23 protein-coding genes are annotated in these 26,493 nt (G+C 58.9%); 7 read left to right on the top strand and 16 right to left on the bottom strand.

Going from position 1 to position 26,493, the window contains the following annotated elements; all coding sequences use genetic code 11:
* Nucleotides 1-16 precede the first annotated feature (16 nt).
* On the bottom strand, nucleotides 17-1,249 hold the full coding sequence (locus AC2FLP_RS12725; RefSeq protein WP_117869745.1) for an MFS transporter: 1,233 nt from the start codon (nucleotides 1,247-1,249) through the stop codon (nucleotides 17-19).
* Between the two features lie 79 nt (nucleotides 1,250-1,328).
* Complete coding sequence (locus AC2FLP_RS12720) at nucleotides 1,329-3,524, bottom strand: primosomal protein N' (protein ID WP_496684086.1); 2,196 nt, start codon at nucleotides 3,522-3,524, stop codon at nucleotides 1,329-1,331.
* A gap of 88 nt (nucleotides 3,525-3,612) precedes the next feature.
* Here AC2FLP_RS12720 and fsa point away from each other — a divergent pair, with 88 nt between their 5' ends.
* From fsa to AC2FLP_RS12700, 4 genes are all read left to right on the top strand, one after another.
* On the top strand, nucleotides 3,613-4,266 hold the full coding sequence (gene fsa, locus AC2FLP_RS12715; protein WP_117869747.1) for a fructose-6-phosphate aldolase: 654 nt from the start codon (nucleotides 3,613-3,615) through the stop codon (nucleotides 4,264-4,266).
* 198 nt (nucleotides 4,267-4,464) lie between these two features.
* Nucleotides 4,465-5,172: a DUF484 family protein gene (locus AC2FLP_RS12710; protein ID WP_117869748.1), complete on the top strand. Its 708-nt coding sequence runs from the start codon at nucleotides 4,465-4,467 to the stop codon at nucleotides 5,170-5,172.
* Entirely contained in the window at nucleotides 5,169-6,089 is a 921-nt protein-coding gene (locus AC2FLP_RS12705) for a tyrosine recombinase XerC (RefSeq protein ID WP_299898547.1), read from the top strand. The genes AC2FLP_RS12710 and AC2FLP_RS12705 overlap by 4 nt, the downstream gene beginning before the upstream one ends.
* Before the next feature lie 68 nt (nucleotides 6,090-6,157).
* On the top strand, nucleotides 6,158-6,853 hold the full coding sequence (locus AC2FLP_RS12700; RefSeq protein WP_117869750.1) for a CDP-alcohol phosphatidyltransferase family protein: 696 nt from the start codon (nucleotides 6,158-6,160) through the stop codon (nucleotides 6,851-6,853).
* Between the two features lie 21 nt (nucleotides 6,854-6,874).
* On the opposite strand, the gene AC2FLP_RS12695 is transcribed toward AC2FLP_RS12700, so the two are convergent.
* Nucleotides 6,875-7,342 carry a hypothetical protein gene (locus AC2FLP_RS12695; protein WP_299898545.1) on the bottom strand — a complete coding sequence of 156 codons (468 nt, stop codon included), beginning with the start codon at nucleotides 7,340-7,342 and terminating at the stop codon, nucleotides 6,875-6,877.
* Between the two features lie 76 nt (nucleotides 7,343-7,418).
* The gene (locus tag AC2FLP_RS12690; RefSeq protein WP_117869752.1) at nucleotides 7,419-7,874 is read right to left on the bottom strand and encodes a methylated-DNA--[protein]-cysteine S-methyltransferase; all 456 of its coding nucleotides are present in this window, start codon (nucleotides 7,872-7,874) and stop codon (nucleotides 7,419-7,421) included.
* 133 nt (nucleotides 7,875-8,007) lie between these two features.
* On the opposite strand from AC2FLP_RS12690, the gene AC2FLP_RS12685 reads away from it, so the two are divergent.
* Nucleotides 8,008-9,966, top strand: coding sequence for a lipase family protein (locus AC2FLP_RS12685; protein ID WP_496684092.1), 1,959 nt, complete (start codon nucleotides 8,008-8,010; stop codon nucleotides 9,964-9,966).
* A 41-nt stretch (nucleotides 9,967-10,007) separates the two neighbouring features.
* Here AC2FLP_RS12685 and ileS read toward each other — a convergent pair whose 3' ends face one another.
* From ileS to AC2FLP_RS12645, 8 genes are all read right to left on the bottom strand, one after another.
* Nucleotides 10,008-12,920 carry an isoleucine--tRNA ligase gene (gene ileS / locus AC2FLP_RS12680; RefSeq protein ID WP_496684095.1) on the bottom strand — a complete coding sequence of 971 codons (2,913 nt, stop codon included), beginning with the start codon at nucleotides 12,918-12,920 and terminating at the stop codon, nucleotides 10,008-10,010.
* Nucleotides 12,921-13,084: 164 nt separating this feature from the next.
* A complete protein-coding gene (locus AC2FLP_RS12675) occupies nucleotides 13,085-15,793 on the bottom strand; it encodes a DUF2339 domain-containing protein (protein ID WP_496684098.1) in 2,709 nt (902 codons plus the stop codon).
* Between the two features lie 77 nt (nucleotides 15,794-15,870).
* A complete protein-coding gene (locus AC2FLP_RS12670; RefSeq protein ID WP_299898536.1) occupies nucleotides 15,871-16,353 on the bottom strand; it encodes a DUF2269 family protein in 483 nt (160 codons plus the stop codon).
* The gene (locus AC2FLP_RS12665) at nucleotides 16,350-17,666 is read right to left on the bottom strand and encodes an SDR family oxidoreductase (RefSeq protein ID WP_496684102.1); all 1,317 of its coding nucleotides are present in this window, start codon (nucleotides 17,664-17,666) and stop codon (nucleotides 16,350-16,352) included. The genes AC2FLP_RS12670 and AC2FLP_RS12665 overlap by 4 nt, the downstream gene beginning before the upstream one ends.
* A 75-nt stretch (nucleotides 17,667-17,741) precedes the next feature.
* The gene (locus AC2FLP_RS12660) at nucleotides 17,742-18,452 is read right to left on the bottom strand and encodes a VIT1/CCC1 transporter family protein (protein ID WP_117872825.1); all 711 of its coding nucleotides are present in this window, start codon (nucleotides 18,450-18,452) and stop codon (nucleotides 17,742-17,744) included.
* Nucleotides 18,453-18,512: 60 nt separating this feature from the next.
* Nucleotides 18,513-19,502: a YcjF family protein gene (locus AC2FLP_RS12655; protein ID WP_496684105.1), complete on the bottom strand. Its 990-nt coding sequence runs from the start codon at nucleotides 19,500-19,502 to the stop codon at nucleotides 18,513-18,515.
* Nucleotides 19,495-19,950 carry a GNAT family N-acetyltransferase gene (locus AC2FLP_RS12650; RefSeq protein WP_496684108.1) on the bottom strand — a complete coding sequence of 152 codons (456 nt, stop codon included), beginning with the start codon at nucleotides 19,948-19,950 and terminating at the stop codon, nucleotides 19,495-19,497. The genes AC2FLP_RS12655 and AC2FLP_RS12650 overlap by 8 nt, the downstream gene beginning before the upstream one ends.
* Complete coding sequence (locus AC2FLP_RS12645) at nucleotides 19,947-21,362, bottom strand: YcjX family GTP-binding protein (RefSeq protein ID WP_496684110.1); 1,416 nt, start codon at nucleotides 21,360-21,362, stop codon at nucleotides 19,947-19,949. The genes AC2FLP_RS12650 and AC2FLP_RS12645 overlap by 4 nt, the downstream gene beginning before the upstream one ends.
* Before the next feature lie 107 nt (nucleotides 21,363-21,469).
* On the opposite strand from AC2FLP_RS12645, the gene truA reads away from it, so the two are divergent.
* Nucleotides 21,470-22,237 (top strand): tRNA pseudouridine(38-40) synthase TruA, encoded by a 768-nt coding sequence (gene truA / locus AC2FLP_RS12640; RefSeq protein WP_299898524.1) that lies wholly within the window; start codon nucleotides 21,470-21,472, stop codon nucleotides 22,235-22,237.
* Nucleotide 22,238: 1 nt separating this feature from the next.
* On the opposite strand, the gene AC2FLP_RS12635 is transcribed toward truA, so the two are convergent.
* The 3 genes from AC2FLP_RS12635 to AC2FLP_RS12625 form a co-directional block, all read right to left on the bottom strand.
* Complete coding sequence (locus tag AC2FLP_RS12635) at nucleotides 22,239-23,174, bottom strand: nickel/cobalt transporter (protein WP_117869760.1); 936 nt, start codon at nucleotides 23,172-23,174, stop codon at nucleotides 22,239-22,241.
* Complete coding sequence (locus tag AC2FLP_RS12630; protein ID WP_496710059.1) at nucleotides 23,159-23,767, bottom strand: DUF1007 family protein; 609 nt, start codon at nucleotides 23,765-23,767, stop codon at nucleotides 23,159-23,161. The genes AC2FLP_RS12635 and AC2FLP_RS12630 overlap by 16 nt, the downstream gene beginning before the upstream one ends.
* Before the next feature lie 111 nt (nucleotides 23,768-23,878).
* Nucleotides 23,879-24,685 carry a thioesterase family protein gene (locus AC2FLP_RS12625; RefSeq protein WP_299898519.1) on the bottom strand — a complete coding sequence of 269 codons (807 nt, stop codon included), beginning with the start codon at nucleotides 24,683-24,685 and terminating at the stop codon, nucleotides 23,879-23,881.
* 365 nt (nucleotides 24,686-25,050) lie between these two features.
* Here AC2FLP_RS12625 and AC2FLP_RS12620 point away from each other — a divergent pair, with 365 nt between their 5' ends.
* Nucleotides 25,051-25,986: a 2-hydroxyacid dehydrogenase gene (locus tag AC2FLP_RS12620; RefSeq protein WP_299898517.1), complete on the top strand. Its 936-nt coding sequence runs from the start codon at nucleotides 25,051-25,053 to the stop codon at nucleotides 25,984-25,986.
* Nucleotides 25,987-26,001: 15 nt separating this feature from the next.
* Here the strand turns inward: AC2FLP_RS12620 and AC2FLP_RS12615 are convergent, their stop codons facing one another.
* Nucleotides 26,002-26,358 (bottom strand): hypothetical protein, encoded by a 357-nt coding sequence (locus AC2FLP_RS12615; protein WP_117869765.1) that lies wholly within the window; start codon nucleotides 26,356-26,358, stop codon nucleotides 26,002-26,004.
* Between the last annotated feature and the right edge of the window lie 135 nt (nucleotides 26,359-26,493).

The following is a 26,493-nucleotide window of genomic DNA, read 5'->3' as shown; positions in this document are numbered from 1 at the left end:
GGTCAAGCGCTGAGGCCTATTCCGCGGGGGCGGGGGCGTACTTGGTCAGGATGGTTTCGTTGCCCGGCTCGGGATGACGCGGTATCAACAGGGACAGCAGTAGTGAACCGATGGCCATAGCCGTGGCCAGGCCGAACACGGCCCCCGGCGACACCACCCAAAGCAGGCCAAGCAAAGCGGGCAAAAACACCGCCGCAATATGATTGATTGTGAAGGCCACTGCAGCGGTCGGCGCGATGTCAGCAGGGTCGGCGATTTTCTGGAAATAGGTTTTCAATGCCAAAGCCAGCGCAAACAGCACATGGTCGATCACGTACAGGGTCGCCGCCAACAGCACCCCCCAGCCGAACCAATAGATGCCACCATAAGCAGCGAACACGATAGCCAGGCCGGTATATTCAAAGATCAGCGTGCGCCGCTCACCAAACTTTGCCACCGCCTTTCCAAGCAATGGGGCGGCCATCATGTTGATCATCAGGTTGATCAGATACAGGCTGGTCAGTTCATGCACTTCAAATCCGAACTTCTCGACCATCATGAACCCGGCAAAGACGACAAATATCTGCCGCCGCGCACCGGCCATGAATTGCAGCGCATAATACAGCCAGTAGCGTTTACGCAGGATCAGCTTCTTGGTCTGTGGTGTGGGCGCATCGAATTGCGGATAGGCAAACAGGCAGAACATTGCCAGCAAAGCTGTAACACCGCCCGCAGCCATAAAGACAATGTTGTACGACAGATCAAAACGATCCCAGGTCAGTACGATCAGCCCGTACACCACCATGGTCGCCGCCGACCCCATCGCCACCAGCCATCCCAGAATTTGCGGCGCGCGGTCCTTGGGCAACCATTGCAACTGAAGTGACTGGTTGACAGTCTCGTAGTAATGGAACCCGATCGAACTGAATAAGGTCACAAACAGCAACCCGCCCAGACTAGGGAACCAAGCAGTCACAGCAGTTGCGACACCAAGCATCATCAACGAGATCATCGCCAGCACCTGCTCGCGGATGAAAATGATGACGGCAATCACGCCAACCGCCAGAAAACCCGGAATCTCGCGCACCGTATGCAACAGGCCGATATCAGCCCCGTCAAAGTTTGCCGCCTCAATGACGAAATTGTTCAGCAGCGCGCTCCATGCGTTGAACGCAATGGGCATGGTCAGCGCCATCATGAACAAGAGCGTGATGGGGCGGCGCCAGAACGGCAGGCTCTGGGCCTCGGAAAGCGGCATGGGATTCAGCATGAGGGTCCTCTACGCCCATTTCACTGCTTTGGCGAGAGGGAAGCCGTGCGCACACAGTCACTCTGCGCAAATGCAGATGTCAGTAAAAGCTCTGCGGATCGATATCGACTGTCAGACGGATGTCACCCTTCAGGCGCAAAGGCGCGATCCAGCGGGAAATGGCATCCTGGATCGGCGCGCCCTTGGGGGCTTTCACCAACAGACGCACTCTGTGGCGGCCACGTATACGAGCGATGGGTGCTGGCGCAGGGCCAAATACCTGCCCACCGATCTGCGTCAAAGGTGTATCGTTGCGCGCCAGTGCGTTGCCGATATCGAAAACCGGTCCAACCTCGGGCCCCGACAACACGATCCCGGCCATGCGACCATAAGGCGGCATTCCTGCCGCCTGCCGGCCTGCCGCCTCGGCTTTCCAGAAACCTTCCTCATCACCCGAAAGGATGGCCCGGATCACCGGGTGTTCCGGTTGAAACGTCTGCAACAACGCCTGACCCGGCTTGTCCGCACGCCCCGCGCGCCCGGCCACTTGCCGCATCAATTGAAACGTACGCTCCGCCGCGCGGAGGTCCGCGCCGTGCAATGACAGATCAGCGTCAATCACACCGACCAGAGTGAGTTTGGGGAAGTTATGCCCTTTGGCCACCAATTGAGTGCCGATGATAATATCGGCATCCCCTGCAGCAATCTCTTCAATCTTGGCCTTCAAAGCCCGCGCCGAGCCGAACAGATCAGAGCTCAGCATCGCGATGTTGGCGTCTGGGAATGTCGCCTCAGTTTCTTCAGCCAACCGCTCAATGCCCGGCCCGACCGGGGCCAGCTTGCCTTCCACACCGCAGGAGGGGCAGGCTTCGGGCATCGGCTTGGTTTCACCGCATTGGTGGCACATCAGCCGCTTGAGAAACCGATGCTCGACCATGCGTGCGTCGCAATGGTCACAGGCAATCTGCTCACCGCAGGCCCGGCACAACGTTACCGGCGCATAGCCACGGCGGTTTATGAACAGAAGCGACTGCTCGCCTCTCTCAATCCGCTGCTGCACCGCTTGCCGCAAAGACGGAGAAACCCACGTTCCTGGCGTCATCTGTTCGGCCCGCATGTCGATGGGCTTCATCTCGGGCAAAACTGCTTCTCCGAAGCGCGAGATCAGATCGAGCCGTTCGTATTTGCCGGCCTCGGCATTGGCCCAGCTTTCCAGCGAAGGCGTCGCACTGGCCAGAATCACCCGGGCGCCACAGATCGCCGAGCGCAGAACTGCCATGTCACGGGCGCTGTAATGCACGCCGTCTTCCTGTTTGTAGGACGTGTCGTGTTCTTCGTCGACGACCACCAGCCCCAGATCGCGGAATGGCAGAAACAGCGCTGACCGGGCGCCCACAACCAGTTGCGCATTCCCCTGTCCGACCATCCGCCAGACCCGACGCCGTTCCGTCATCGTCGCGCCAGAGTGCCATTCCGCCGGGCGCGCACCAAATCGCGCCTCAACCCGGGTCAGAAATTCCGCGGTCAGGGCAATCTCGGGAAGCAGAACCAATGCCTGCCGCCCCATGCGCAGCGCTTCGGCCACGGCCTCCAAATAGACCTCGGTCTTACCGGAACCGGTAACGCCTTTCAGCAGCGTGGTGCCGTAATCGCCTGTCTGCTGCCCGGCCTGAAGCCGCTTGACCGCCGCCGCCTGATCCTCTGTCAGGTCTTTACCGGTCAGGTCCGGATCAAGATGCGGATAAGGCAGGTCGCGCGGGCTGTCCTCTTCGCGCACGGCGCCTTGTTTGACCAACCCCTTGACAACAGATGACGTTACGCCCGCCTGTTCGGCGAGTTCCTTCAAGGTAAAGGCCAGCCCGCCAAAATCCCGCAACACCTCCAGAACCCGGTTCCGGGCATCGGTCATTCGGTCAGGTTCAGCGTTGCCCAGCCGGTAGACCTTGCGCATAGACGGCGGATCACCCAGGCCCGGGGCCCGCGTAGCAAGACGCAGCATCGCAGGCATTGGCGTCAGAGTGTAATCGGCAACCTTCTCCAGAAACACCCGCATCTCTTCGCGCATTGGTGCAACTTCGAGAACCCGGATCACCGACCGCGCCTTGCTAAGATCAAAACCGCCCTGCCCCGGCCCCCAGACCACCCCCAGCACCTTGCGCGGACCCAAAGGAACTTCGACAAAAGCACCCAGAAAGCACCCGCCCTCGGGCGCTTTGTAATCCAGCGTCCGGTCCAGCGGCTGCGTTGTCAGCACCGCAACCAGCTCTCCTTGGTCGAAAAATCCGTTAGCGCTCACGGCATGTCCTTCGCAGGGGGTTCCAGCATGGGTCTCTTTGAGGTAAAGCCATCCGCGACCAAGGCCAACCCATCAAAGGACTGCCCTCATGAAATTCTTCGTAGACACAGCCGAAATCGACGCCATCGCCGAACTGAACGATCTGGGCATGGTGGACGGCGTAACCACCAACCCCTCACTGATCCTGAAATCGGGTCGCGACATTCTGGAAGTAACCAAGGAGATTTGTGAACTGGTCGACGGCCCGGTATCGGCAGAGGTTGTCGCTACCGAAGCTGATGACATGATCGCCGAAGGCCGCAAGCTGGCCAAGATCGCGCCGAATATCGCCGTGAAGGTTCCGCTGACATGGGCGGGCCTGAAAACATGCAAAACGCTCAGCGACGAAGGCCAGATGGTCAACGTGACGCTCTGTTTCTCGACCAATCAGGCAATTCTGGCCGCCAAAGCGGGCGCAACCTTCATCTCACCTTTCATCGGCCGCCTGGACGACATCAACCTCGACGGTATGGATCTGATCGCAGACATCCGCCAAGTCTATGACAACTACGGGTTCGAGACCGAAATCCTTGCCGCATCGATCCGTACCGTCAACCACGTGACCGACAGCGCCCGCATCGGGGCCGACGTGATCACAGCACCGCCTGCCGTCATCAAGAAACTGGCCGACCATCCGTTGACGGACAAAGGTCTGGAAACCTTCCTGGCGGACTGGGCCAAAACCGGCCAGAAGATCCTCTGATCCCAGGCGCGACCGCGCGGTGCCGAACGGCGCCGCGCCCGGCCCACAGGCCAAATGCCTTATCTGTGATCGGGCGTGGCAGGCGGGAGCTCCCTCGCCACAGCACGCAAGGAAATCCATCCCTGCGTGCATTTTTCCCAAGGCAAATCCCGTCCGGCATGTTATAAGCCGCGACAACAAAAAAAGACCGGACGGGATATGAGCAGTAACCCCAAACTCGAGGACAACCTCCGCGCAGCGATACTGGCCGAGCCGGACGTCGTGCTGGACGACAAGGACCTGATGCAGGCACTTGTTGCAGCCAACGAGCAGGCACGCGGCGACAACGTGATCGACCTGCGCGGTATTGCCATGCAACGGCTCGAGGCCCGGCTGGATCGGCTGGAAGACACTCATCGCTCGGTCATTGCAGCAGCTTATGAAAACCTCGCGGGCACCAATCAGGTACACCGCGCCATTCTGCGCCTGCTGGAACCGGTCGAGTTTGAAGGTTTCCTCCGAGCGCTGGGCGCTGACGTCGCAGACATCCTGCGCGTCGATAGCGTTACGCTGGTTCTGGAAACCACCGTGGTTCAGAACGATCCTGCGATTGACACGCTGGGTGGCGTCCTGACGATCGCGGAGCCCGGTTTCATCGACCGATATCTGACCATTGATCGCGGTGGCCCCGCACGGGACGTGATCTTGCGGGAAATCCATCAGCCAAGCCGCCGTATTTTCGGGTCTCAGGCTGGCCAGCTCCGCTCTGAGGCCTGCCTGAAACTCGACCTCGGGCCAGGCCGCCTTCCAGGCATGATCGTCATGGCAGCCCGCGACCCGCGACATTTCACGCCACAGCTGGGCACTGATCTTCTGGCCTTTTTTGCCGGCGTATTCGAACGCTCGATGCGTCACTGGCTGTCGTGAGCCTGATCTCACCCGCGTGCCGGGACGCGCTGCAGCACTGGCTGGACAGTCTGGGCGCGCTGGCCGCGAGATCCGAGAACACGCAAAACGCCTATCGCGGTGATGTCACCGAATTTCTGTCGTTCATGACACTGCATCACTCTGAACAACAGGGGCTGAAAGCGATTGAACGGATCACGGTATCGGACATGCGCGCCTGGATGGCGGATCAGCGCAGCGCAGACGTAAGCGCACGATCGTTGGCGCGCAAACTGTCGGCGGTCAAGAGCTTCTATCGTTGGCTGGCAGAGCGTGAGGGGTTCGAACCCACAGCCGTTCTGTCCACCCGCGCGCCAAAATTCACAAAAAAACTGCCCCGTCCACTGGCCGAAGACGCCGCGCGAACCATGATCGATACTGTGGAACTGCAATCCACATCCGACTGGGTCGCCGCTCGTGATGTCGCTGTCGTCACGCTGCTCTATGGCTGCGGCCTGCGCATATCCGAGGCGCTATCCCTGACCGGAGCGGACGCGCCGTTGCCTGCGACGCTGCGCATCGTCGGGAAAGGCGACAAGGAGCGGATCGTTCCGGTTCTTCCTGCCGCCCGCGACGCGGTAGACCGGTACTTGCAGCTGTGTCCACACGCAAAAACACATGACGCGGCCCTGTTTCGGGGCGTTCGTGGCGGGCCACTAAACCCGCGCGCGATCCAGGGGGTCATGGCTAAAGCCCGTATGCAATTGGGATTGCCCTCTACTGCAACACCCCACGCTATGCGGCACAGCTTTGCGACCCACCTGCTTTCAGCCGGCGGCGACCTGCGCGCCATTCAGGAGTTGCTGGGCCACGCTTCTTTGTCGACGACGCAAACCTATACGGCAGTGGACACTGCGCGGTTGATGGAAGTCTACAACCGCGCGCACCCAAAAGCCTGACTTACACATCACTCGAAAACCCGGGCTTTTGGTTTGCATCTCAGACGCGCATCGGTCATGACGCTTGCATGACACTCAGATTCAAAGCTCTTTCCGTTCATCTCTTCACTGCAACAGGCGCTGTTTTTGCCATGCTGGCCATGCTGGCTGCCGTCGAAGAGAAATGGAGCCTTATGTATCTTTGGCTGGTCGTGTCTTTCATTGTAGACGGTATCGATGGTCCGTTGGCACGACACTATCACGTCAAGCACAATGCGCCCGAGTTCGATGGCGTTTTGCTGGATCTGATCATTGACTACCTGACATATGTGTTCATCCCGGCCTTTGCCCTGTTCAAGTCGGGGCTGATGGACGGCTGGACCGGATGGTTCGCGATCATCGTGATAACCTTTGCCAGTGCGATGTATTTCGCGGATACACGCATGAAGACCAAGGACAATTCCTTTTCCGGCTTTCCCGGGTGCTGGAACATGTTCGTCATCGTGATCTTCGCGCTAGAGCCGAGTTTCTGGGTCATCCTGCTGCTGGTCACGCTGCTGTCGCTGGCCATGTTCCTACCACTTAAATTCGTCCATCCCGTACGCACCGAGCGCTGGCGCAGCCTGACCTTGCCGATGGCACTGGCATGGACGTTTTTCGCGGGTTGGGCCGCCTGGGTCGATTTTCACCCCGAAAGCTGGGCCCATTGGGGGCTGGTAATCACCAGCCTGTACCTGACCTTTGCAGGCATCGCCCAACAGATCATTCCGCAGCGCCACGTCTGAGGCAGCGCTGCCTGAGCCGTTTTACAGAACTTCCTGCACCTCGAATTCGGTGCTGTTATGGGTAAAGACGTCGCCCTCTTGCAGGCCGGCCATAGCCAGATAAATCGGGCTTTGGGTTGAAATGCCCATATAGGTCTTACCGTCCACCTCGAACCGCGTTGTCGAGACACACACGACAAATCTGCGATTGTTGAACTTGATCACAGCACCCGGTTTGACCGTGTCGGTCAGACTGAAATCGGTATTTTCGATGACATCAATCTTGGCATGATGCGCGTGGACCGGGGCGTCAAAGGCAGCCGCCAGATCGGCGTTCTCACGCGATGCGGCAATGTCATCCTTGTCGTGACCTTCCCGGTCGTCCAATTGAGCATCTTTCAAAAACGCGTCGTAATGCGCCTGCGCTGTTGCAAGCTCTTGCGCTTCGAGCGACATCAACCGGTCTACAATGGCCTTCTTGCTGGCTGCACGGTCTTGTTCAGTGGTCATGCAATACGGTCCTTCAAATTCTGCACCAATTACAAGTTGTGCCTGCAGAAAGCGGATTGCAACCGAATTTCGATGCTCAGATCAAAAGGCCTGCCGCTCGCTCATGTCGCAAGAGGGCAACTTTTGTCTCAATACCACCGTCGCCCGAAAAGCCGCCCAGACCATTGGCGGCCAGAACCCGGTGGCAAGGAATAATCACAGGGATCGGATTTGCACCGCATGCCTGGCCAACCGGCTGGGCGGGCTGCCCCAATGCCTTTGCTATATCGCCATAGGTGCGCGTTTCTCCTAGCGGAATGGCATACATGATGTGACAGACCTGCTTTTGAAACTCTGATCCGTCAATGCGATATGGCAGATCGAAGCGGTCAAGTCGCCCTTCATCATAGGCCCCCAGCTGGGCGGCGGCTTCGCGCAGCAACGCGGTCGGTTCGCCTTTGTCCCTGCCGTTCCAGACAAGCCGCGTAAGGGCCCCGTCTGTTTCTTCAACACCAAGTCGTCCGAAACGGGTTTCAACGGAAATCATCGCCATGGATCGACGGTTTCAGATCAAACCGCCAAGCGCAAGCGCAGGGGCGTGCAAAACCGCGCAACGCATCACTTTTGGGCAATGGCACCATTCATGATACGCTTCTGTCGTTACTTAAAGAAATTTGGAGAACGCAATGGGTCGTCATTTGATCCTCACGGTACATGGAATCGGTGAACAAAAACCCGGTGAAACCGTCGATCAGGTGGTCGGTGCCGCAACAACCTGGCTGGATGGAAAACCGCGACCCCCGATCGAAGTCGAACGCGGAATGATCGAACTGGCCGAATCCACTTTCGACGGAAACCCGAGAAATGCAGAGTTGTTCGAAGTCAATCTGCGCACAGTGACCGACCCGGCTGTCCCACAGGACAAGGCCATGTTTGCAGAAGTTTATTGGGCCGATCGGTCTCCGGCCCCGAAAGGAGCCATCAAAACTGTAATGGATCTGATTTGGGTCATTCTGGCTCTGGGTTATTTGGCGATGGACAACGCCGAGCAGACCCATAGCCGCAAAGGCGTCGCCCCGGACCAGCCCAATGGCCGGAACACACTGGCAGCGCAACTGGTTCACCTTTTCACTTGGATCTTCTTCGGTGCGGTTGCGACGCTGAACGTCTATTTGTTGATCGGTGCCGCAGCGGTCATGACCGATCGGATACCTGTCTCGTTTTCCCAGAACCCTGCCCTGTTATTCTTGATGCTGTTTGGGCTTTACGCCGGTGGGACCGTTGTTGGGCTGGGGCAAAGCCGGGCAGCGCCGACCTATCTCAGGCGGGTCTTCTGGCGCGGAATGCTCGGAATGGGGGCAGTACTGACTCTCTGTCTGATCTTGGGGCCGCTGGGTCTGGAATTTTGGGCCTGCGTTCCTTCTGACACGGAAAGTTGCCCACCGGCTCTGGAGCAATTCGTGGCTTTTCAGGTTTTTCTGCTGTCCCTCTTCTGGGCTGTACTTATCTTCCTGACGATCATTCTTTACGCGCTGTCTCTGGCAAAGCTTCAGATCAATGATACGCTAACAGAGCACAGGCGGCTTTATCCCAGCATATGCGCAGGCATGCTTGTTTTCTGGATGTTTTTCATTTCCGGTCTTTGGTTGACCATTGAGCAATTGCTGGAGACCGTTTCGTGGTTGTCCGGAGGTCAACTGCAACGTCTTTTTGAAAGCAATTTGAACGAGTCCATCGAAACACTCAGCGTGGCTTTCGTGGCCATCGTCCTTCTGGGCTTCGTTGGGGTCGGGCTTTTTGCGGGCCGGAAGACGTACAAAGCCAACCTTCACACCCGCAATGGCCTGATCAGCCGAGCGATTGTGAATCGGCTGGCGCAGTGGGTCTTTTTGTTTGGCACAATCGTGCTGGTTCTGGTTACGATCCGCGAGATCGCGGCCAACCAAAATTTTGAAGCCGCATGCAACGTTGGCATAATGGATACCAACCTGATCAGTTGGGCTCTGGACAGGTTGGCTTGTTCGCAAGGCGAGATCGGCCTGATCGTGCTTGGTGCAACTGCGTTGATGTATCGATTCTCTGATTTTGTTTCCGCCGGATTGGGCGTGGCACGAGATATCGTTACCTACGCCATTCGCGACAAGTGCTATCTGGGAAAAGACCTGGAAACGCGGCAACGCAACTACCCGGATCGCAAGGCGATAGACGAACGTTTCTATCGCACGTTGTACTATGTTCTCGATATCTTTCCAGCAGATCACGTTACGGTGATATCCCATTCACAGGGCACCGTGATTGCCACACAGATGCTTACCGACCCACGTGTCCAAAAGCGTATTGGCGGCCGACCTCTGACTCTCGTTACAATGGGTTCCCCGGTCACGCATATCTATCAGCGCTATTTTCCCGAAATGTTCACCCTTGCGGCCAGTCAGCTGAACTCCGCGTGGTTCAACATCTTCCGGCAGGACGATTTTGTTGGAACGGAAATCGAGGGTGGGCTGATTTTTGCGAACCGGAACATCCCGGTCGATCCCGGAGGGCATACCGGTTACTTCACAGATTACCAGGTTTGGAATGCGCTGACGGACCCCGCCATTGGCTTTGACCTGTTCAATCCTGTCCCGCAGGCAGTGCAGACATAGGCAGGAAAGCCCCCCGAGTGAACCCGAGGGGGCGATTTGACTTATCCAAGCGCTTCGTCACAGCGCCCGCAAACACCCGCGTGGGTGTGACGGCCCACATCAGGCAGGATTTTCCAGCAGCGCTGACATTTCTCGCCTTCTGCTTTTTCGAATACGACGGCAACGCCTTCGATTTCCGGCACACGGAACGCCTCGGCCGGGGCAGGATCGCCGGTCACCGTCAGACCCGAGGTGATGCACATGTCGTCCACGTCGAACGTGGCCAGCAGATCGCGGGTGTCACCATCCTCGACATGCACAATCGGTGCCGCTTCGAGGCCGGAACCGATCACCTTGTCCTGACGCTGGATTTCCAGCGCGGCGGTTACGGCCCGACGCACACGACGAACCTTGGCCATGTTGGCCTCAAGCTCAGCGTCGCGCCAATCGGCGGGTGTATCCGGGAAGTCCACCAGATGGACCGAACTGTCGTCGCCCGGGAACCGCTCCAGCCAGACCTCTTCCATGGTGAAGACCAGAACGGGGGCCAGCCATGTGGTCAGGCGATGGAACAGAATGTCCAGCACGGTGCGGGCAGAACGACGCCGCAGGTTGTCGCCATCGCAATAAAGCGCATCCTTGCGGACGTCGAAGTAGAACGAAGACAGGTCTACGGTCGCGAAAGTGAACACTGCGCTGAACACGCCCTGGAAATCGAAGGACGCATAGCCCTTGCGCACCTGCTCATCCAAATCCGCCAGACGGCTGAGAACCCAGCGCTCCAGGCGCGGCATGTCTGCGGGATCAACCCGATCTGCCTCGGTGAAATCGACCAATGATCCCAGCATGAACCGCATGGTATTGCGCAGTCGGCGATAGCTGTCGGCGGTGCCTTTCAGGATTTCCGGCCCGATCCGCTGGTCGGCGGTATAATCGGTCTGTGCCACCCACAGGCGCAGGATATCGGCGCCATATTGCTTGATGACCTCTTCCGGCACGATGGTGTTGCCCAGCGATTTGGACATCTTGTTGCCCTTGGCATCCAGCGTGAAACCGTGAGTCACCACGTTCCGGTACGGTGCGCGGCCCTTGGTGCCGCAGGCTTGCAGCATGGACGAATGGAACCAGCCGCGGTGCTGGTCGGTGCCCTCCATGTAGACATCGGCAATGCCATCCTCGGTTCCGTCCTCGCGATCACGCAGAACGAACGCGTGGGTCGAACCCGAGTCGAACCACACATCCAGCACGTCAAAGACCTGATCGTAGTCGTCAGGATTGACGATGCCGTCGAGGATCTTTTCCTTGAAGCCTTCGGTATACCAGACGTCTGCGCCGTCCTTTTCGAACGCCGCCTTGATGCGGGCGTTCAGTTCTTCATTGCGCAGCAGGTAATCCGCATCGGTGGGCAGAGCACCTTTCTTGGTGAAACAGGTCAGCGGTACACCCCATGCACGCTGGCGCGACAGAACCCAGTCCGGGCGCGCTTCGATCATCGAGTACAGGCGGTTACGGCCTGTCTGCGGCGTCCATTTCACCAACTCGTCGATCGAACGCAAAGCGCGTTCGCGGATAGTGTCGCCCATCTCTCCCATGCCGTCGTCCAGTTTGCGGTCAACGGATGCAAACCACTGCGGCGTGTTGCGATAGATGATCGGAGCTTTCGAACGCCACGAATGCGGATAGCTGTGCTTGATCTTGCCACGCGCCAGCAGCCCGCCAACCTCGGCCAGCTTGTCGATGACCGCTTTGTTGGCGTCGCCTTCTCCGCCCTTGCGGGACAGGATGTATTTGCCGCCAAAGAACGGCAGATCGGCACGGAACGAGCCGTCATCCATCACGTTGTAAGTGATGACCTGCTCCAGCATGCCCAGATCGCGGTAAAGCTCGAATTCCTCCATCCCGTGCGACGGCGCACAGTGGACGAAACCGGTGCCTTCGGTATCGGTCACGAAGTCAGCGGCGCGGAAATCGCGGATGTCGTCCCATTCGCCGTTGCCGCCTTCGGCCCCGGCCAACGGGTGAAGCAACTGAACGCTCTCCAATTCGTCAGCGGTCACGTCGCGCACACGGGTCCACTGATCGTCGTTTAGACGGGCACGGCCCAATACATCGGCGGCCAAGTTGTCGGCCAACAGGAACCTGTCGCCCACTTTTGCCCAACATTCCTCGGGCGTGTCGATAACTTCGTACAGACCGTAGGAGATGTCTTTGCCATAGACGACGGCCTTGTTCGACGGCACGGTCCAAGGCGTCGTCGTCCAGATCACCACATACGCATCATCCAGATCGCCAGCGTTGACGACCTTGAACTTCACCCAGATGGTAAAGCTTTCCTTGTCGTGATACTCGACCTCGGCCTCGGCCAGCGCAGTCTTTTCGATGGGCGACCACATGACAGGCTTCGATCCCTGATACAGCGTGCCGTTCATCAGGAACTTCATGAATTCGTCTGCGATCACGGCTTCGGCGTGATAGTCCATGGTGATATAAGGATCGGGCCAGTTGCCAGTGATGCCCAGACGCTTGAACTCTTCGCGCTGGATGTCGATCCAGCCCTCGGCGAATTTGCGGCATTCCTGACGGAAGTCGACGATGTTCACCTCATCCTTGTTCTTGCCCTTCTTGCGGTATTGTTCCTCGATCTTCCATTCGATCGGCAGGCCGTGGCAGTCCCAGCCAGGAACATAGCGCGCGTCATGACCCATCATCTGATGAGAGCGCACGATCATGTCCTTAATCGTCTTGTTCAGTGCGTGCCCGATGTGCAGGTGACCATTGGCGTAAGGGGGGCCATCATGCAGGGTAAAGGGCGTGCGGCCTTCTTTCTCGCGCAGGCGGTCATAGACGCCGATGGTCTCCCACCGTTCCAGCCATGCGGGCTCGCGCTTGGGCAAGCCTGCACGCATGGGGAAGTCGGTTTTGGGCAGGTTCAGCGTGTCTTTGTAGTCAGGTGTTTGGGTAGTGTCGGCGCACATTGGGGGCGTCCTCAGGATAATCTTGTCGTGTTTGGATCGAAGCGGTCAGTGCGAATTCTCAAGCACCTTTGCCCGGCGTCTCGCGAAATCAGAGCGCCGGGGATATAATTCGAATAATGATGGCCATCCGGTCATGCATGGCCGCGCTTATATGACGCCTGCACCTAATGGTCCAGAGGTTCCGCCCGTTGCAGCGAATGGCGCAGTTTCGCCCACCGGTTCAGCCACGCAAGACCAGCCAGAGCAAGACCCAGCGCCAGCAGCGAGAACACCCGGATCAGGCCACCCAGACCGGCGATGTCAATCAGGAAGACCTTGGCCACGGCCAGCCCGATCACGGCCAAACCGGCTTTGCGCATTACGTCGGACCTGCGGGCCAGAGATTGATAGAATAGAGCGGCCCCGATCATCAGTAGAACGATGGTATAGGTGTAGAGCTCGGGCTGCGTGACGCCATTGCCTTCATACATACCCCCAGCGCCCTGCCAGACGTGGCGGATCGCCAAGCCCAACCAAACTGCGGCCAACACCCCTGCGGCGGCATAGCTTCCTTGCATGATCTGTTTCGGCATTTCCCTGATTCGCCAAGCAGAACCCCAAACAACCAACGCAGGCAACAAATAGGCAATGGCGAGTGAATTTAGAAGCGGCGGCCCAAGCACCGGGTCTGCGTTCGGATTCAGCAATGGGTTCTGGTCCGCCAATGCCAACATAAGATAGAAAAGACCATGAGCTGCAAAGAACAGAGCCAGCAGGTATCGAAGGTAGTTCAGCTTGCCACCCAGCCCGAACCTTTGCACCTGCGCAAACGCAAGCAAAAGCCAGATGACGGCCAACAGACCCAGGCCCCAATGGCTGTTGTCAGCGCCGCCCTCTCCAAAGCCTTCGAGCCAACGCAGCAGCAACAATGAAAGCAGGATACCCGCTGTCGCCCAGGCCGCGCTTTCCAACAGCAGCGCCGCCAGGGGGCGTTTCAACGGACGCAAAAGCCACCAGCCCGCGACAAATCCCAATGTGGCCGCGCCGTAGACCATCGCCATTTCAAGCACCGGAGCGGAATTGGCCCAATCCAGACCCGGATCAAGCACCAAACGAACGGTAACAGTAAAGACACCCGCCCAGATAAACCAGCTCATCGGCGGCAAGATGAACCTGCGGTCCAACGCTGCTGCAACCACAACGCTGGCCACCAGAGCAACCGTGAGCGCCGATGAACTGAGCACGATGACGCAGGCGAATACCAGACACGACAACGCGGACAGAGTGGCCAGAGCCGCTCGCATCCGGTCATCGCCGTCAACACGGGCAAAACGTTCTGCCAGAACCACCATCAGCACAGCCAGTGCGATCGCATGGAGCGCCCAGGGGTAGGCTCCGATCACCGAAGCCGGATGCCAGCCAATTTCCAGCGTGATGGCCAGCACAGGGGCAAAAAGCGCGGCTCCTCCGGCCCAGACGGCGCGATACTGGCTCGCCGTAAATGACCGCCATGCCATCAGGGCTGACATCAACGCTCCCAAGGTGACCAGCACAGTGACCACCATCGGATAGTCCGCCTCGGGCGTTTCTGCGTAAGCCTCGGCGAACCTGTACAGAGCCGCGCCGTTCTCAAGCCCATGGGAGGCAACAAAAAACACCAATCCGGCAGCAGGCAGAACAGTCAGATCTTGCAACGCCGGTGCATCCTTGGTCCATAAGAGCAATGCCAGAATGAGGGCGGACAACAGGCTGACGCCTAACCAGAATTCAGCCTCTGTGTCCGCCCAATGCCAGGACAGGATCACCGTACTTGCCGCAATGGCTCCTACAGCCAGACGGGTTGGGAATTCGGGCCAAGGGCGAACCTTAGGATGGCGGATCATTTCAGACAGCATGGGGCCCGCATGATCCGGCCAAATGCGCCGCACCGGAATGGCGGTTGCGAAAAGCGCCAGCACAGTTGCGGCGATCAAGTAACCAGGTTCTGTATTCGGGGCACTGGTCGCCAGGAGCAGGTTCGCCGCATATGCCCCGAACAGCGCCAGCACCGAAATCCATGCCCAGCGCCGCACTGTATCGATACCCAGCCCCAAAACGGCAACCAACAGGAAATATGCATACAGCCAAGAGGGATTGTCGGACGCGCCTCCGACCAGGAAAGGAGCGGCAAAGGCTCCGATCAGACCGACCGCAGCCAGCAGTGGACCGTGGAACCACCCCAGAACAAGGCCCACCATCGCGACAACGACCATTCCTGTCAGTGCCGTTTCGGCACCGATCAGGTTATACAACTGGCGGGCAGACAGGATCGCCCCGAACAAAGTGACAAGCCCGGCACCGGAAAAGACCGAGGGTAAATAGGCAGTGGCCGCCTCCTCATCATCCCCGAACTTCCGACGCAACACCTCGCCTGCAAGGATCAGAACAGCGCCGAAACCCAGGGCTGCAAAAACACGGGCCGCCGGAGGCAGCAAACCGTTTTCGACGCCGTATTGCACAAGGAAAATGCCAGCCAATGCCAGAGACAGGGCCGAAACCACATAAAACCAGTTCTCGTGCAGCCACGCGCCCAGAGCCGCAAACCTGTCGTGGCGAAACACTACAGCCGGTGAAGAAACGTCTGCATCCTGAGCGTCGGCACTGTTGTCTTCCTGCCGTTTTGGAGCCGACCAGGGTGCCGGCCTGCTCTGCTTCTCTTCTGCAGCAGGTTGCGGTGCAGGCGTTTCCTGTTCCGGTTGCGGCAGGACCGTCGCATCGCCTGATGCCAAGGCGTCGATTTGCGCTTCCAGCTGCTCCACCCGGCGCCGCAACCGGGACTGTCCGACCAAAAGTGCAATCAATGTCACAGGGATGGCCAGAACAATCAGGCCAACAAAAACAAGCAGCGATTCCAACTGAGTCTCCGATCCTTTTGGAGGTCAAGCTATCTTGAGCCGCCGGCAAGTGACAGTCAGGAAAGCCATGACCCGACTTAAAACACGGAAATCTCCGGACGCGCGATCATCAGCCAGAGTATCGTCAGAACCGCCAGAAACGCCGGAATTCCGCAGACAAACCAGAACCGGAACAAACGGTAATAGTCCCGCGGCAGTTGCGTTCCCTTCTCTTCCGCCGTTCGTGCAAAGTTTCGCAACCGGATTTGCACCCAGACGACTGGCAGCCAGAACAAACCGGTCAAAACATAGAGCACCAGAGACAGCACGATCCACCCTTCGCTCAAGGGCCACCCGATACGCCACGCAAGCAATGCGCCGGTTACGGGCTGAACGATCACAGCGGTCGAGGTGAACAAAAGATCGGCCAGAACAACGATACCTGCCGTATGCGCAATGATGCGAGGATCGCCGTTGCGATGGGCCATCAGCATGAAAAAGGCGATCCCCGCGCCCGTGCCCAACAGCACGCAGGCACCAATGACATGCAGCCAACGCAGTACAAGGTCAGGGTCCGTCATCTGCGATCCAACATGGGCAGTGCGACAAGCGACAGGATCATTGCAGGCAGGATTTTCACCAAGGGCCCCAACGGGTCAGACCACAGGTCCGGCGCTGTGATCGAGGCGGCTATCAGATAGAACATGGCCACAGCAATCTGAGCCTGACAGGCCCGCGCAGCCCACGGGCGCCAGAGAATGGCCAGACCCAGAACGATGTCACCCAATGACCAGAACACAACACCGGCCAAAGCCATAGGTGCTGACCACCCTGCTCCGATCAGTACATCCGAGGCAGTGGACAAGCTGACCAATCCAAATAGCCCTGACAGTAGCCAGAACAGGCTGAGTGTCGCTACGACCAGCGGCATCAACAACGTCATCTGCGCAGTCAGCCTGTGTTCACGGGCACACGGAAGCGTGGCGTAGATGTCTGTCAGTGAAGCGACCCCGAGCCCAGATGCCGCCCTATAGGGCTCGGGATCCCCGGTCACGCCATCTGCCATGACTGTTAACGCTGTGCTTCGCAACGGGGATTTCCAGCCAACCCGGGCCAACCCATCTGCCAGCTCTGCAACGGCTTTTGTCAGGATAGGAGGTAAGGCCACAGTGAAGCGCGTTTCCGGAAACCCAAGCCATCTCCGGGTGCTGCGCACCACCTCAGCCAGGCTGTGAGGGGTATCTTCGACAAGGTCGTATGTGCCTTGCGGCAAGTGACCTGCTACGGCGTCGGTCACTGCCTTGCATAAATCCTGCATTCCGACGCATTGAACAGGCGTGTCAGGGTAAGCCAGAGGCTGAACCCAGGGCACCGCGGCCAACATACGCAGCAACGCGGTACCGCCATAGTCCGTCTGTCCAATGACCAGACCGGGCTTAAGTATCCAGAGCGGCACACCTGACGCGCGCAGCGCCGCATCTCCAGCCGCCTTGCTGCGCAGGAAATGCGTATTCGCCGCAGCTCCCGCACCAATGGCAGAAATCTGGACGACACTTGCACCATGATCCATGCAGCCGTCAGCCAAGGCTGCTATTGCAGTGTGGTGCACCGCTTCGAGGTCATCGTCTGCATTGTCCTGCAACGCGCCGGCGCAGTTTACCACGACATCCACATCAGTCAGCAGGTCCTGCCAGTCCTGCGCGACAAGAAACTCACGCAGGTCACCCTGTTTCAGCGAAACACCCGGCAGGATTTTTGACCCTTGCCCAAGATCGCGCACCATACCCTGAACTGTTGCGCTTTCGGCCTGTAAAGCTCGTGTAACCGCAGCACCAATGAACCCATATGCGCCCAGAACCAAAACCTGTTTTCCAGAAAGATCGTGTCGTGACATTGGCCCATGCGCCCGTTTTCGATCACTCTACCCAACCGGGTGCAATTGAACAGTTATGACCGCCGGACTGCGACATTACGGATGGAACAGGGACCCGACGAGATACGCGATCAGCGCGGCCAGCCCGCCAATCAATAGCGTCTCGAGCCCCGACCGCCACCAGGGGGCCAGTGACCACCGGCTTTTGAGCGCACCGATCGCAAAGAAGACCCCCATGGTCATCCAGGCAGACATCGCAAACGCATTCTGCACCGAGGCGAGAAACGGCAGCAGCGGGATCATCCCCGCCACCAGAAAGGCAAAGAAGGTGGCCAGCGCCGCCTTCATCGGATGCGGGTCGACACTGCCCAGACCATATTCACCTTCGATCATCAGGTTGATCCAGTTTTCAGTGCTCGAGGTGATCTCTGCCGTAGCCTCATTCAGAATGTCGCCAGTCAGCCCTTTTTGCGCAAGGATCTCACGCACTTCTTCGCGCTCGCCATCCGGGTACAACGCGATGTGGCGTTCCTCGACCGCGCGGATGCGGCGAATGTTGTCCAGTTCGGCCTTGGTGCCCGAATAATTGCCCGCAGCCATCGAAAACCCGTCAGCCAGAACATTCGCCAGGCCAAGCGCCACGATAACGAACGGGGAAAGACCTGCCCCGGCAACGCCTGCCACAATGGCAAACGTGGTGACGGATCCGTCGATGCCGCCATAGACGACGTCGCGCAACACGCCTCGGCCGGGCGGTGCGTTGATCCGTTCGGCGATTTCCTGCGGGCTGTGACCGTGATCCGTCATGGCTGACTCCTTCGACACATTCAGTGTGCCGAAGCGCAGGCCGGGGCGCCTTGCTTTGGATCAACCCTTGGAAAACAGGCCCTGCAAGGCGCGTTTGATGATGCCCCGCGTCGAAGGTTTGTGCCTGTCCGAGAACGGCAACGGGCGGCACACCTCCATCGCGGCCACACCCACACGGGCGCTGAGCGCCCCGTTGACCAGACCCTCTCCGAACCGGCGTGACAGTTTGCTGAGAACGGAACCACCCAGAACAGGCTCCAGCAGATCATCGCCAACTGCCACCGCTCCTGTCGCCACCAGATGCACAAATACACTGCGGGTCAGGCGCCAGCCGCCCAGCGTGCCCGCGCGACCGCCATAGATTTCCGCAACCCGGCGGATCATCCGCAACGACGCTGCCAGCGCGGTTATCACATCCGCAAGCGCCAATGGCACCAATGCGGTCACTGTGGCAACTTGCCGGGCCGCGGCTTCGACCTCGCGGCTGGCGGCTTGGTCCAGAGGGGCCAGCAGCTCATCTTCGGCAAGCTCCAGCAGCGCTGATGCATCGAACTGATCCGCCATACGTTCGGTTAATCGTTCGCGGCCCCAGCGTGTGTCTTCACGCCCTTTGTAGAATGCGATGATACGGTTGGTGACCGCACAGGCCTGAGCCAGATCGTCGTCGGCCAATGCGGTGTCAGCGGCCCGACGCAGGCCATCTACGCGGGACAATCGCCTCAATGCGGCCAGTTCACGGATAGCAATCATAAGCGCCACAAGAACCAGCGCGGCGATCAATCCGGTAACGATCCAACCCAATACAGGTGTGCGCGCCACCAGCGAGGTTGCAAAATCCCACGCGGCCACAGATATGGCAGCCCCGACCACTGCCAGGGCCAGCCCCCAGAACCAGCGCGCAAGAGCCGATGGTTTGCGCGCCGCCAGCCGTGCCGCGCTTTGCATCGCCTGCCCTTGCGGTTGCGCGATGTCCGGCACCGGCGGGGCCTTCGCGACATCAGCAGCGGGCTCATCCATTTCAAGATCGATCAAAACCGGGCCTTTAGCCATGGATCACACCCTCACTGCGCCAGACAAACCGTATGTCGGGCAAGTTTTCATCGTTATCCGCCCCATCGCTGCGGGCCACCTCGGCAAAACCGTTACGTTCATAAAACCGACAGGCTCGGGCATTGTCCTGAAACGCGGACAAGCTCAGCTCTGAGCGGCCCGATTTGGCGTGATTCAGCAATTGCTGACCAATCCCCCGCCCCCGAACCGGTGCATCCAGATAAAGCGAATGGATTTCACGACCGTTAAGCGCCAAAAAACCTACAACACCGGCCTCAGCTTCGGCCACAGTAACCCATTCCTGATCAATCATTCGCCCACAGAAGGCGATCGTCTCGGCGCAGCTGTGCAATTCAGGCATCCAGTCGTTTTCCAAGGTGAAACTATGCAGGATTGTCCCGATGGTTCCTGCATCCGTTGTGCGTGCGGGACGCAGAAGTACCGTCACAACCGATCTCCAATCAAAAACTGGGCCGCACGATCCAGTCGGATATGCGGCGGGCCGTCACCGGGTTTCAAGGTCAACTGGGCCGGGGCAAAGGTCATGAAGCCGTAGTCTTCGCCCAACCACGCATCAGCCCCATTTCGGGCCGGGACCAACAGATGCGCTGGATCCTCGGGCAATTCACCGGGGTAGAAGGCAGCCTGTTTCCCACTATCCAACAAGGTACCCCGAACGCATGGCAGTTCTGTCCCGTTGTAATTGCGCAATTCTTCGGTCGTCGCGCGCAGCGATGCCAGAGACAGGGCCTCGGTCCGGGCCCCGGCGAAACTCGCCCGATCGCGCGCCTCCCGCGTCAATGCTTCAATGATCGCGGTGAGGCGGGGATGCTGCGTGTGGTGCAAATGGTCGGCTTTTGTCGCCGCAAACAAAATGCGTTCGACCCGTTTTCCCAACAGCAATTGGCTGAGCCACGCATTTCGGCCGGGGCGAAAGGCCGACAGGATATCAGCCATGCCACGGCGCATATCCTCGACCGCCTGCGGACCCTTATGAATAGCGCCCAGCGCGTCAACCAGAACCACCTGCCGGTCGATCCGCGAGAAGTGATCCCGAAAAAACGGTTTCACGACCTGAGCTTTGTAAGCTTCGTATCGCCGTTCCATCTCGCGTTGAAGCGTTCTGCGCCGCGACGGGCCAGACGCCACCAACGGCGCAAAGGTCAGGACCGGAGAACCTGCCAGATCCCCCGGCAACAGGAACCGTCCAGGGGTACAGTCGTAATACCCGGCTTCACGTGCCTGATTGAGATAGGTTGTAAACGACGATGCCAGCGCCTGCGCGGTCGGCTCGTCATGTGCTCCGGACGGGTCCGCGGCGTTGACCTGGGCCAGATACCCGGCAGCCTCCGAACGGGTCTCGATACGTGTCAGTGTTTCCTGAGACCAGTCTGAATACGACTTGTCCAGCAAAGCCAGGTCCAGAAGCCATTCTCCGGGGTAATCGACAATGTCCAGATGAACGGTGCGCGGTCCCTGCAAGCCAGCAAGCAAGCCGGCTGGGCGGGCTTTGAAGGACAGGCGGAGTTCTGAAACCGCGCGCGTGCTGTCTGGCCAGTGCGGTGTCGGACCGGTCAAGGCGGACAGGTGCGTTTCATAATCGAACCGGGGCACAGTGTCATCCGGCTGCGGTTGCAGAAAAGCGGCGTTGATCCGACCTTCCTGCTGCGCAACCAACCCGGTCATGCGCCCCCGATCCAGCAGGTTCGCCACCAGCGAGGTGATGAAAACCGTTTTGCCCGACCGCGCCAACCCAGTGACACCCAAGTGGATGACAGGCTCAAAAAACGTCTCGGATACGCTGTCGCCTATGGTTTCGACGCCGCGCACAAGGCTGTCTGCCAGTGATGAGATGACCAATCTGTCGCCCCGCAATTATCGTTTCACCCAAGATAGGTAGAGGGTACTGCACATACCAGCGCTTTCGCCCCCTTGCCCGTTCCCGCGCTGCGCTGTACCAGCGGCACATGCCCAGATACGCGTTGAAAGTTGAATACCAGGGGGAACCGTTTGCCGGATGGCAGCGGCAGAAGGATCAACCGTCCGTGCAGGGGGCAATCGAACAGGCCCTGTCCCGTATCCAGCCGGGTGCGCATACGATTGCTGCCGCAGGGCGCACCGATGCTGGGGTTCATGCGTTGGGCCAGGTCGCCCATTGCGACATGGTCAAGGAATGGGACCCGTTCCGCCTGTCCGAGGCGCTGAACTATCACCTCAAACCGCAGCCGGTGGCGATCGTGGACGCCGCGCGCGTGACTGACGATTGGCACGCGCGGTTTTCGGCGGTCGAACGGCAATACCTGTTCCGTATCCTGATGCGACGCGCGCCTGCAACGCATGACAGGGGGCAGGTTTGGCAGATCAATCATCCGCTGGATGTCGAGGCCATGCAGGAAGGGGCGAACATGCTGCTGGGTCGCCATGATTTCACGACCTTCAGGTCGTCGATTTGTCAGGCCGCCAGCCCGGTCAAAACTCTGGATGAGTTGCGGGTAGAACTGGTTCAGGACTTTTCCGGCCCCGAGGTCCATTTCCACGTACAGGCACGGTCATTCCTGCACAATCAGGTGCGCAGTTTCGTCGGAACCCTGGAACGTGTGGGCGCCGGAGCGTGGGCCCCGGAAGAGGTGCGTGAGGCGTTGGAAGCTGCCGACCGTGCGGCCTGCGGCCCTGTCTGTCCGCCGCAAGGGCTGTATCTGGCGCGAGTCGGATATCCGGAACCAGTGTTCGACTGACCTAAATCGCCCGCAAAAGCAATCCACTTGCGATCACGGCAATGATCAGCCCGGCGACCAGTTCGATTGTTGGGGCCAGCACCGATGCGAACCGCGTTGCTGAGGCTGAGGCCAGCAGCCCTCCGCGAAGGCCAAAGGATGTCCATCCCACCAAGGTCGTCACCAACGCCGTGCCCAATGCCATGGCAAAGGCCCCAGCGATACCGACCATCGCGATGCCCATCTGCCACGTCAGGATCAGTACGAACAATGCACCTGTGCACGGTCGCGCCGCGATGCCAGCTATCAGGATCAGGGCCTCGCGCAGTGAACCAACATTTGCAACTTCTTGCGCAGTTGGGCCATGGCGGTGACCACAGTCTGAACAGACCTCTCCATCGTGGTGGTGATGATGCGTGTGATCGTTTTCATCATGATGGTGGTCGTGGGGCGATGTGGTTTTCCGTCCCCTTGCGAAACTGCGCAAAGACCGAACCACCAGCCAAAGACCGATAAGGACGATTGCACCGTAGCTTATCGGAGCCATAACCTGTTCAGTCGTTCCGACAAGGCTTTCACGGGACATCTGGAACACCAGCACCCCGGCATAGACCAGTACGACGGCCGTCACCGCCTGCCCCAGGCTGGACAATACACTGATCGCCGATAACCGCCAAAAGGCGACGCGCCGACCCAACCCGTAGCCACCGATCAGGACCTTTCCGTGGCCGGGGCCGATGGCATGAAAGAACCCGTAAGCGAAACAGACCGTCAGTAGCGTTGCCACCGCCTCGGGCTGCTCGGCACGCGCGGCACGCAAGGACCGGGCAATCTGGTTCTGGAATTCTCGTTGCTCCCCCGCGGCCCAGGCCGCAAGACTGTCAAAGCCTCCGCTGCCCCAGAACCAGAGCAGCAGACCGCAGGCAAGAGCAACCGGAACAATCAGGTAGCGGGACATGAAACACGGATCTCGGTCGCGAAGTTTTCACCGACCAGTGGAATATCGTTTTCCTCGAGGTCATAGTCTGCGTCCAGTGTCAGCAGGAACGCCTGCATCTGTGCAAGTTGTCCATCGATGTCCGGGTCAAACCGATCCATCTGGCACGCAGCAGGACCTGTGACGGTCACGGGCCGCGTCACCTCGTAGGCGGTGTAAAACGTCTCATCAAATGCCTTTGCGGACAATGCCGTGGCAGGTACGGCGCCAGCTTCCACCGCCCTGAGATGCGTGGTGACAACGCGCCCGTCTTCAACTGTCGCGTGCGCCTCCATCGGACCGGAAAGTGCAACCGGGTTTCCGTCTGCCGTAACGACAAGATCGCCGTTGTATCCCTCAACCCACTGCATATCGAACCCGGTCAGGAACTGTTCTTCGCTTTCCGTCAGAATGCCGTCAGCATCCTGATCCAGCTTCATGTCTTCCAGAACCAGCAACGAGTAGAATTCGTCATATGCCCAGATCACGCGGACATGGGTCAATTGACCAGCGTCATCCACGATAAACTCCAGCCCGGTACCAATGAAAACATGCGGGTGGGCATTGGCCTGCATAGGCAAACAAAGGATCAAAGTGGTTATAAGGTAACGCATAGTCGCAAGATAGGTGTCCCTCCACGTGGCGGCAACGACATTTTCAATCCCTACGCGAAATCCGGCCAAACATCAGGTCGGCGGAAACAGAACCAGTGTTTGCAGCGCAGTACCCACCGGACCCTGCGTATCGAAGAGCACGGATTGAGACATGCCGATACCGGAAGGCTGCCAATGCGAAACCGACTTCGAGGCCAGCCAGTCCGAAACCGGTTCACGGTGGATATGCACGGTCAGGTCAGTATTCATGAACCCCATTTCCGAGGTTGGCGCATTCCATGAGATACCGTTGCCACAATCGGCCAAAGGACACAGCGCCTGAATGGGCGACTGATCCTCGCCTTGCAAAAGCTGCGGAGTACGCATCCAAATTGTTTTGGGCCCGGCACCCTGTTTTCCCCCTGTCGGATAGCGAATATCGCTGTAATGGGCGAAACCGGGCAGATCGTGGCGAATTTCACCAATTGGAAAGGGGCCCTCGACAACGTCCTCTATCCTCGGCGCATCTATGTCGACATTCGGCACCTGCCCCAGATCGCGCCTCAAAAGATGCATCGTGGTGGCCGTAGCGCAGAGCGTGTCATCAAGATCGTGTACCGTGACCCGCGTGGTCCCGAGCGTCTTGGTATGGCGCGTGGTCTCTGCCGCGACACGGAACCCGGCCAATGGAAGTGGCCGCAACAAATCAACGGTCAGACGGGTCAGCATCTTTTCGGGGCCGATTTCGGTTTCCGCGGCCCGCACAATCAAACCGCTGACCGGCCCCGCGTGGCAATGAGCGGCAGACCACGGCCCGCGCGCTGCATCGTTACCAATGAAGGCCCCGTCATCGCGCTGATGAAAGTAGGTCTTGTCCGCAAAATCCAGCGCTTCCGCCATGTGTTCCTCGGGTCTATTCTTGTGCAAATCGTTTCAATTCATCTGGGCCCAGGTGTTCAACCACTTTCGCTATTCTGACGTCGGGGGGCGGACATGTTGGACACACCGTCCTTGCAATCAGTTTCGTTTTCGCTTCCAGGGAAACACGTGTCATCCAGCCGCATGATCTCAGCCCGGTCATTGCGGTAACATCCTTCAGATGATCATGATTTTGATCCATCAGGCTGATTGTCATGTTTGCCGAAATGTCCCTGTCAAGCACCCAGTCCGGGCTATACTTTTGCCGCAAGGATGGCTTAACTGCCCGGGCCCTGTCCACCGTAATGACGGGACGTCACCGCATCAAACCTAAGCAGGAGCCGTACATGGCGTTGTTGATCGAAACCGGGTTGTCCAACTGGATAAGTGATGACGACATTGCCCGCAGTTTACAGGCGGTGTTGCCGGATGCGGATATCCGCACCGCCGATACGTTGGGAAATCCGGATGACATAACAATGCTGGCCGTGGTTGATATGCAACGTGACCACCCGACGCGACTGCCCAACCTGAAACTGGTACAAAAGCTGGGTGCAGGGGTGGAAACCATTGTCAGTCATCCCGGTTTGCCCGGTCACGTTCGCATCGCCCGCCTGAAGCCTGACGCACCGGCGCAGGGCATTGCCGAGTGGTTTCTTGCCTATATCCTGCGCGCTCAGCGACACATGGCATTTCACGAAGCGGCCCAAACCCGCGCCGAGTGGTCCCCGCGCGCACCGGTTTTTACGCCGGACACCGTGGTCGGCGTTCTGGGTCTTGGTCACATCGGTGCCCGCACCGCGCGGATGCTGCACGCCGTGGGCTTTCAGGTGATGGGCTGGAGCCGTACGCCCAAAGCCATCGAAGGCGCAACTTGTTTGCATGGGCAGGACGCGTTGCCCGCGCTTCTTCGCCAATGCGACCACGTTTGCGCAATCCTGCCCTCGACCCCTCAAACCGCTGGCCTGTTTGATGCCCGGATGCTGGCGGCGATGAAACCCGGCAGTCAGTTGCTGAACGCGGGGCGCGGAAATCTGATTGATGAGGGCGCCCTCATCGCGGCACTGGACGCAGGTGTTCCGGGGCATGCCGTGTTGGACGTCACGTCGCGGGAACCTTTGCCACAAGACAGCCCGCTATGGCGCCACCCCGGCGTTACGATCACGCCACATGTTTCGGGCTGGCATCTGGGCGATGCGTTGTCGGATGTGGCTGAAAACTTCCAACGCCTCTGTTCTGGCGCGCCCTTGCTACATGAAGTCAATCGCGATCAGGGCTATTGAAACCTGACCCGATGATCAGGGCGTAAGGATCCAGTTGCCATTGCCATCGTTGCATCGGCGGGTTCGGATTTCCCTGCTCTGATCACCACCGTCCGGCTGAATCACATGCTGAAGACCAACGCAATTTCCCTTCACCGATTGCACCCGGATTGTTCCTTTTGAACCCGTGTCGTCATTCTTCCATGACCGCTCCTGGCCCACGGATGGCGTGCCACTGGTCAAAAGCGCGTTTGAGGCCGCGTTGACCACTTCAAAATCTGCTGGAGACAACCCCATCTCGGCTATGATTCGAGATAGCGGCTTGGCCTCGACCGCATTGGTCATCAAAAGAATGCCGAATGCGGCTATGGCGGTTAAAATCGGGGCATTCATGGCGGCCTCACAGAACTGAAATCATTTGTGGTCAAGGTTATACACCTGATCCGGCGGGGCCAAGCCCCGAAGCGAACCTTCAAATTATCCCGAACTGGCCTATCTGCGCGATTTCTGTTCGCAAGCCTGCAATAC

The sequence above is a fragment of the Ruegeria sp. CDSA141 genome (genome assembly GCF_059612005.1).
The sequence above is the reverse complement of the archived record's forward strand: the minus strand, read 5'-3'. Positions and strand labels throughout refer to the sequence as shown.

Excerpts from the sequence above, each read along its gene's own strand:
- AC2FLP_RS12725 (WP_117869745.1), bottom strand. The coding sequence starts at position 1,249 with ATGCTGAATCCCATGCCGCTTTCCGAGGCCCAGAGCCTGCCGTTCTGG.
- fsa (WP_117869747.1), top strand. The coding sequence starts at position 3,613 with ATGAAATTCTTCGTAGACACAGCCGAAATCGACGCCATCGCCGAACTG.
- AC2FLP_RS12710 (WP_117869748.1), top strand. The coding sequence starts at position 4,465 with ATGAGCAGTAACCCCAAACTCGAGGACAACCTCCGCGCAGCGATACTG.
- AC2FLP_RS12700 (WP_117869750.1), top strand. The coding sequence starts at position 6,158 with ATGACACTCAGATTCAAAGCTCTTTCCGTTCATCTCTTCACTGCAACA.
- AC2FLP_RS12695 (WP_299898545.1), bottom strand. The coding sequence starts at position 7,342 with ATGACCACTGAACAAGACCGTGCAGCCAGCAAGAAGGCCATTGTAGAC.
- AC2FLP_RS12690 (WP_117869752.1), bottom strand. The coding sequence starts at position 7,874 with ATGGCGATGATTTCCGTTGAAACCCGTTTCGGACGACTTGGTGTTGAA.
- AC2FLP_RS12685 (WP_496684092.1), top strand. The coding sequence starts at position 8,008 with ATGGGTCGTCATTTGATCCTCACGGTACATGGAATCGGTGAACAAAAA.
- ileS (WP_496684095.1), bottom strand. The coding sequence starts at position 12,920 with ATGTGCGCCGACACTACCCAAACACCTGACTACAAAGACACGCTGAAC.
- AC2FLP_RS12670 (WP_299898536.1), bottom strand. The coding sequence starts at position 16,353 with ATGACGGACCCTGACCTTGTACTGCGTTGGCTGCATGTCATTGGTGCC.
- AC2FLP_RS12665 (WP_496684102.1), bottom strand. The coding sequence starts at position 17,666 with ATGTCACGACACGATCTTTCTGGAAAACAGGTTTTGGTTCTGGGCGCA.
- AC2FLP_RS12660 (WP_117872825.1), bottom strand. The coding sequence starts at position 18,452 with ATGACGGATCACGGTCACAGCCCGCAGGAAATCGCCGAACGGATCAAC.
- AC2FLP_RS12655 (WP_496684105.1), bottom strand. The coding sequence starts at position 19,502 with ATGGCTAAAGGCCCGGTTTTGATCGATCTTGAAATGGATGAGCCCGCT.
- truA (WP_299898524.1), top strand. The coding sequence starts at position 21,470 with ATGCCCAGATACGCGTTGAAAGTTGAATACCAGGGGGAACCGTTTGCC.
- AC2FLP_RS12635 (WP_117869760.1), bottom strand. The coding sequence starts at position 23,174 with ATGTCCCGCTACCTGATTGTTCCGGTTGCTCTTGCCTGCGGTCTGCTG.
- AC2FLP_RS12630 (WP_496710059.1), bottom strand. The coding sequence starts at position 23,767 with ATGCAGGCCAATGCCCACCCGCATGTTTTCATTGGTACCGGGCTGGAG.
- AC2FLP_RS12625 (WP_299898519.1), bottom strand. The coding sequence starts at position 24,685 with ATGGCGGAAGCGCTGGATTTTGCGGACAAGACCTACTTTCATCAGCGC.
- AC2FLP_RS12620 (WP_299898517.1), top strand. The coding sequence starts at position 25,051 with ATGGCGTTGTTGATCGAAACCGGGTTGTCCAACTGGATAAGTGATGAC.
- AC2FLP_RS12615 (WP_117869765.1), bottom strand. The coding sequence starts at position 26,358 with ATGAATGCCCCGATTTTAACCGCCATAGCCGCATTCGGCATTCTTTTG.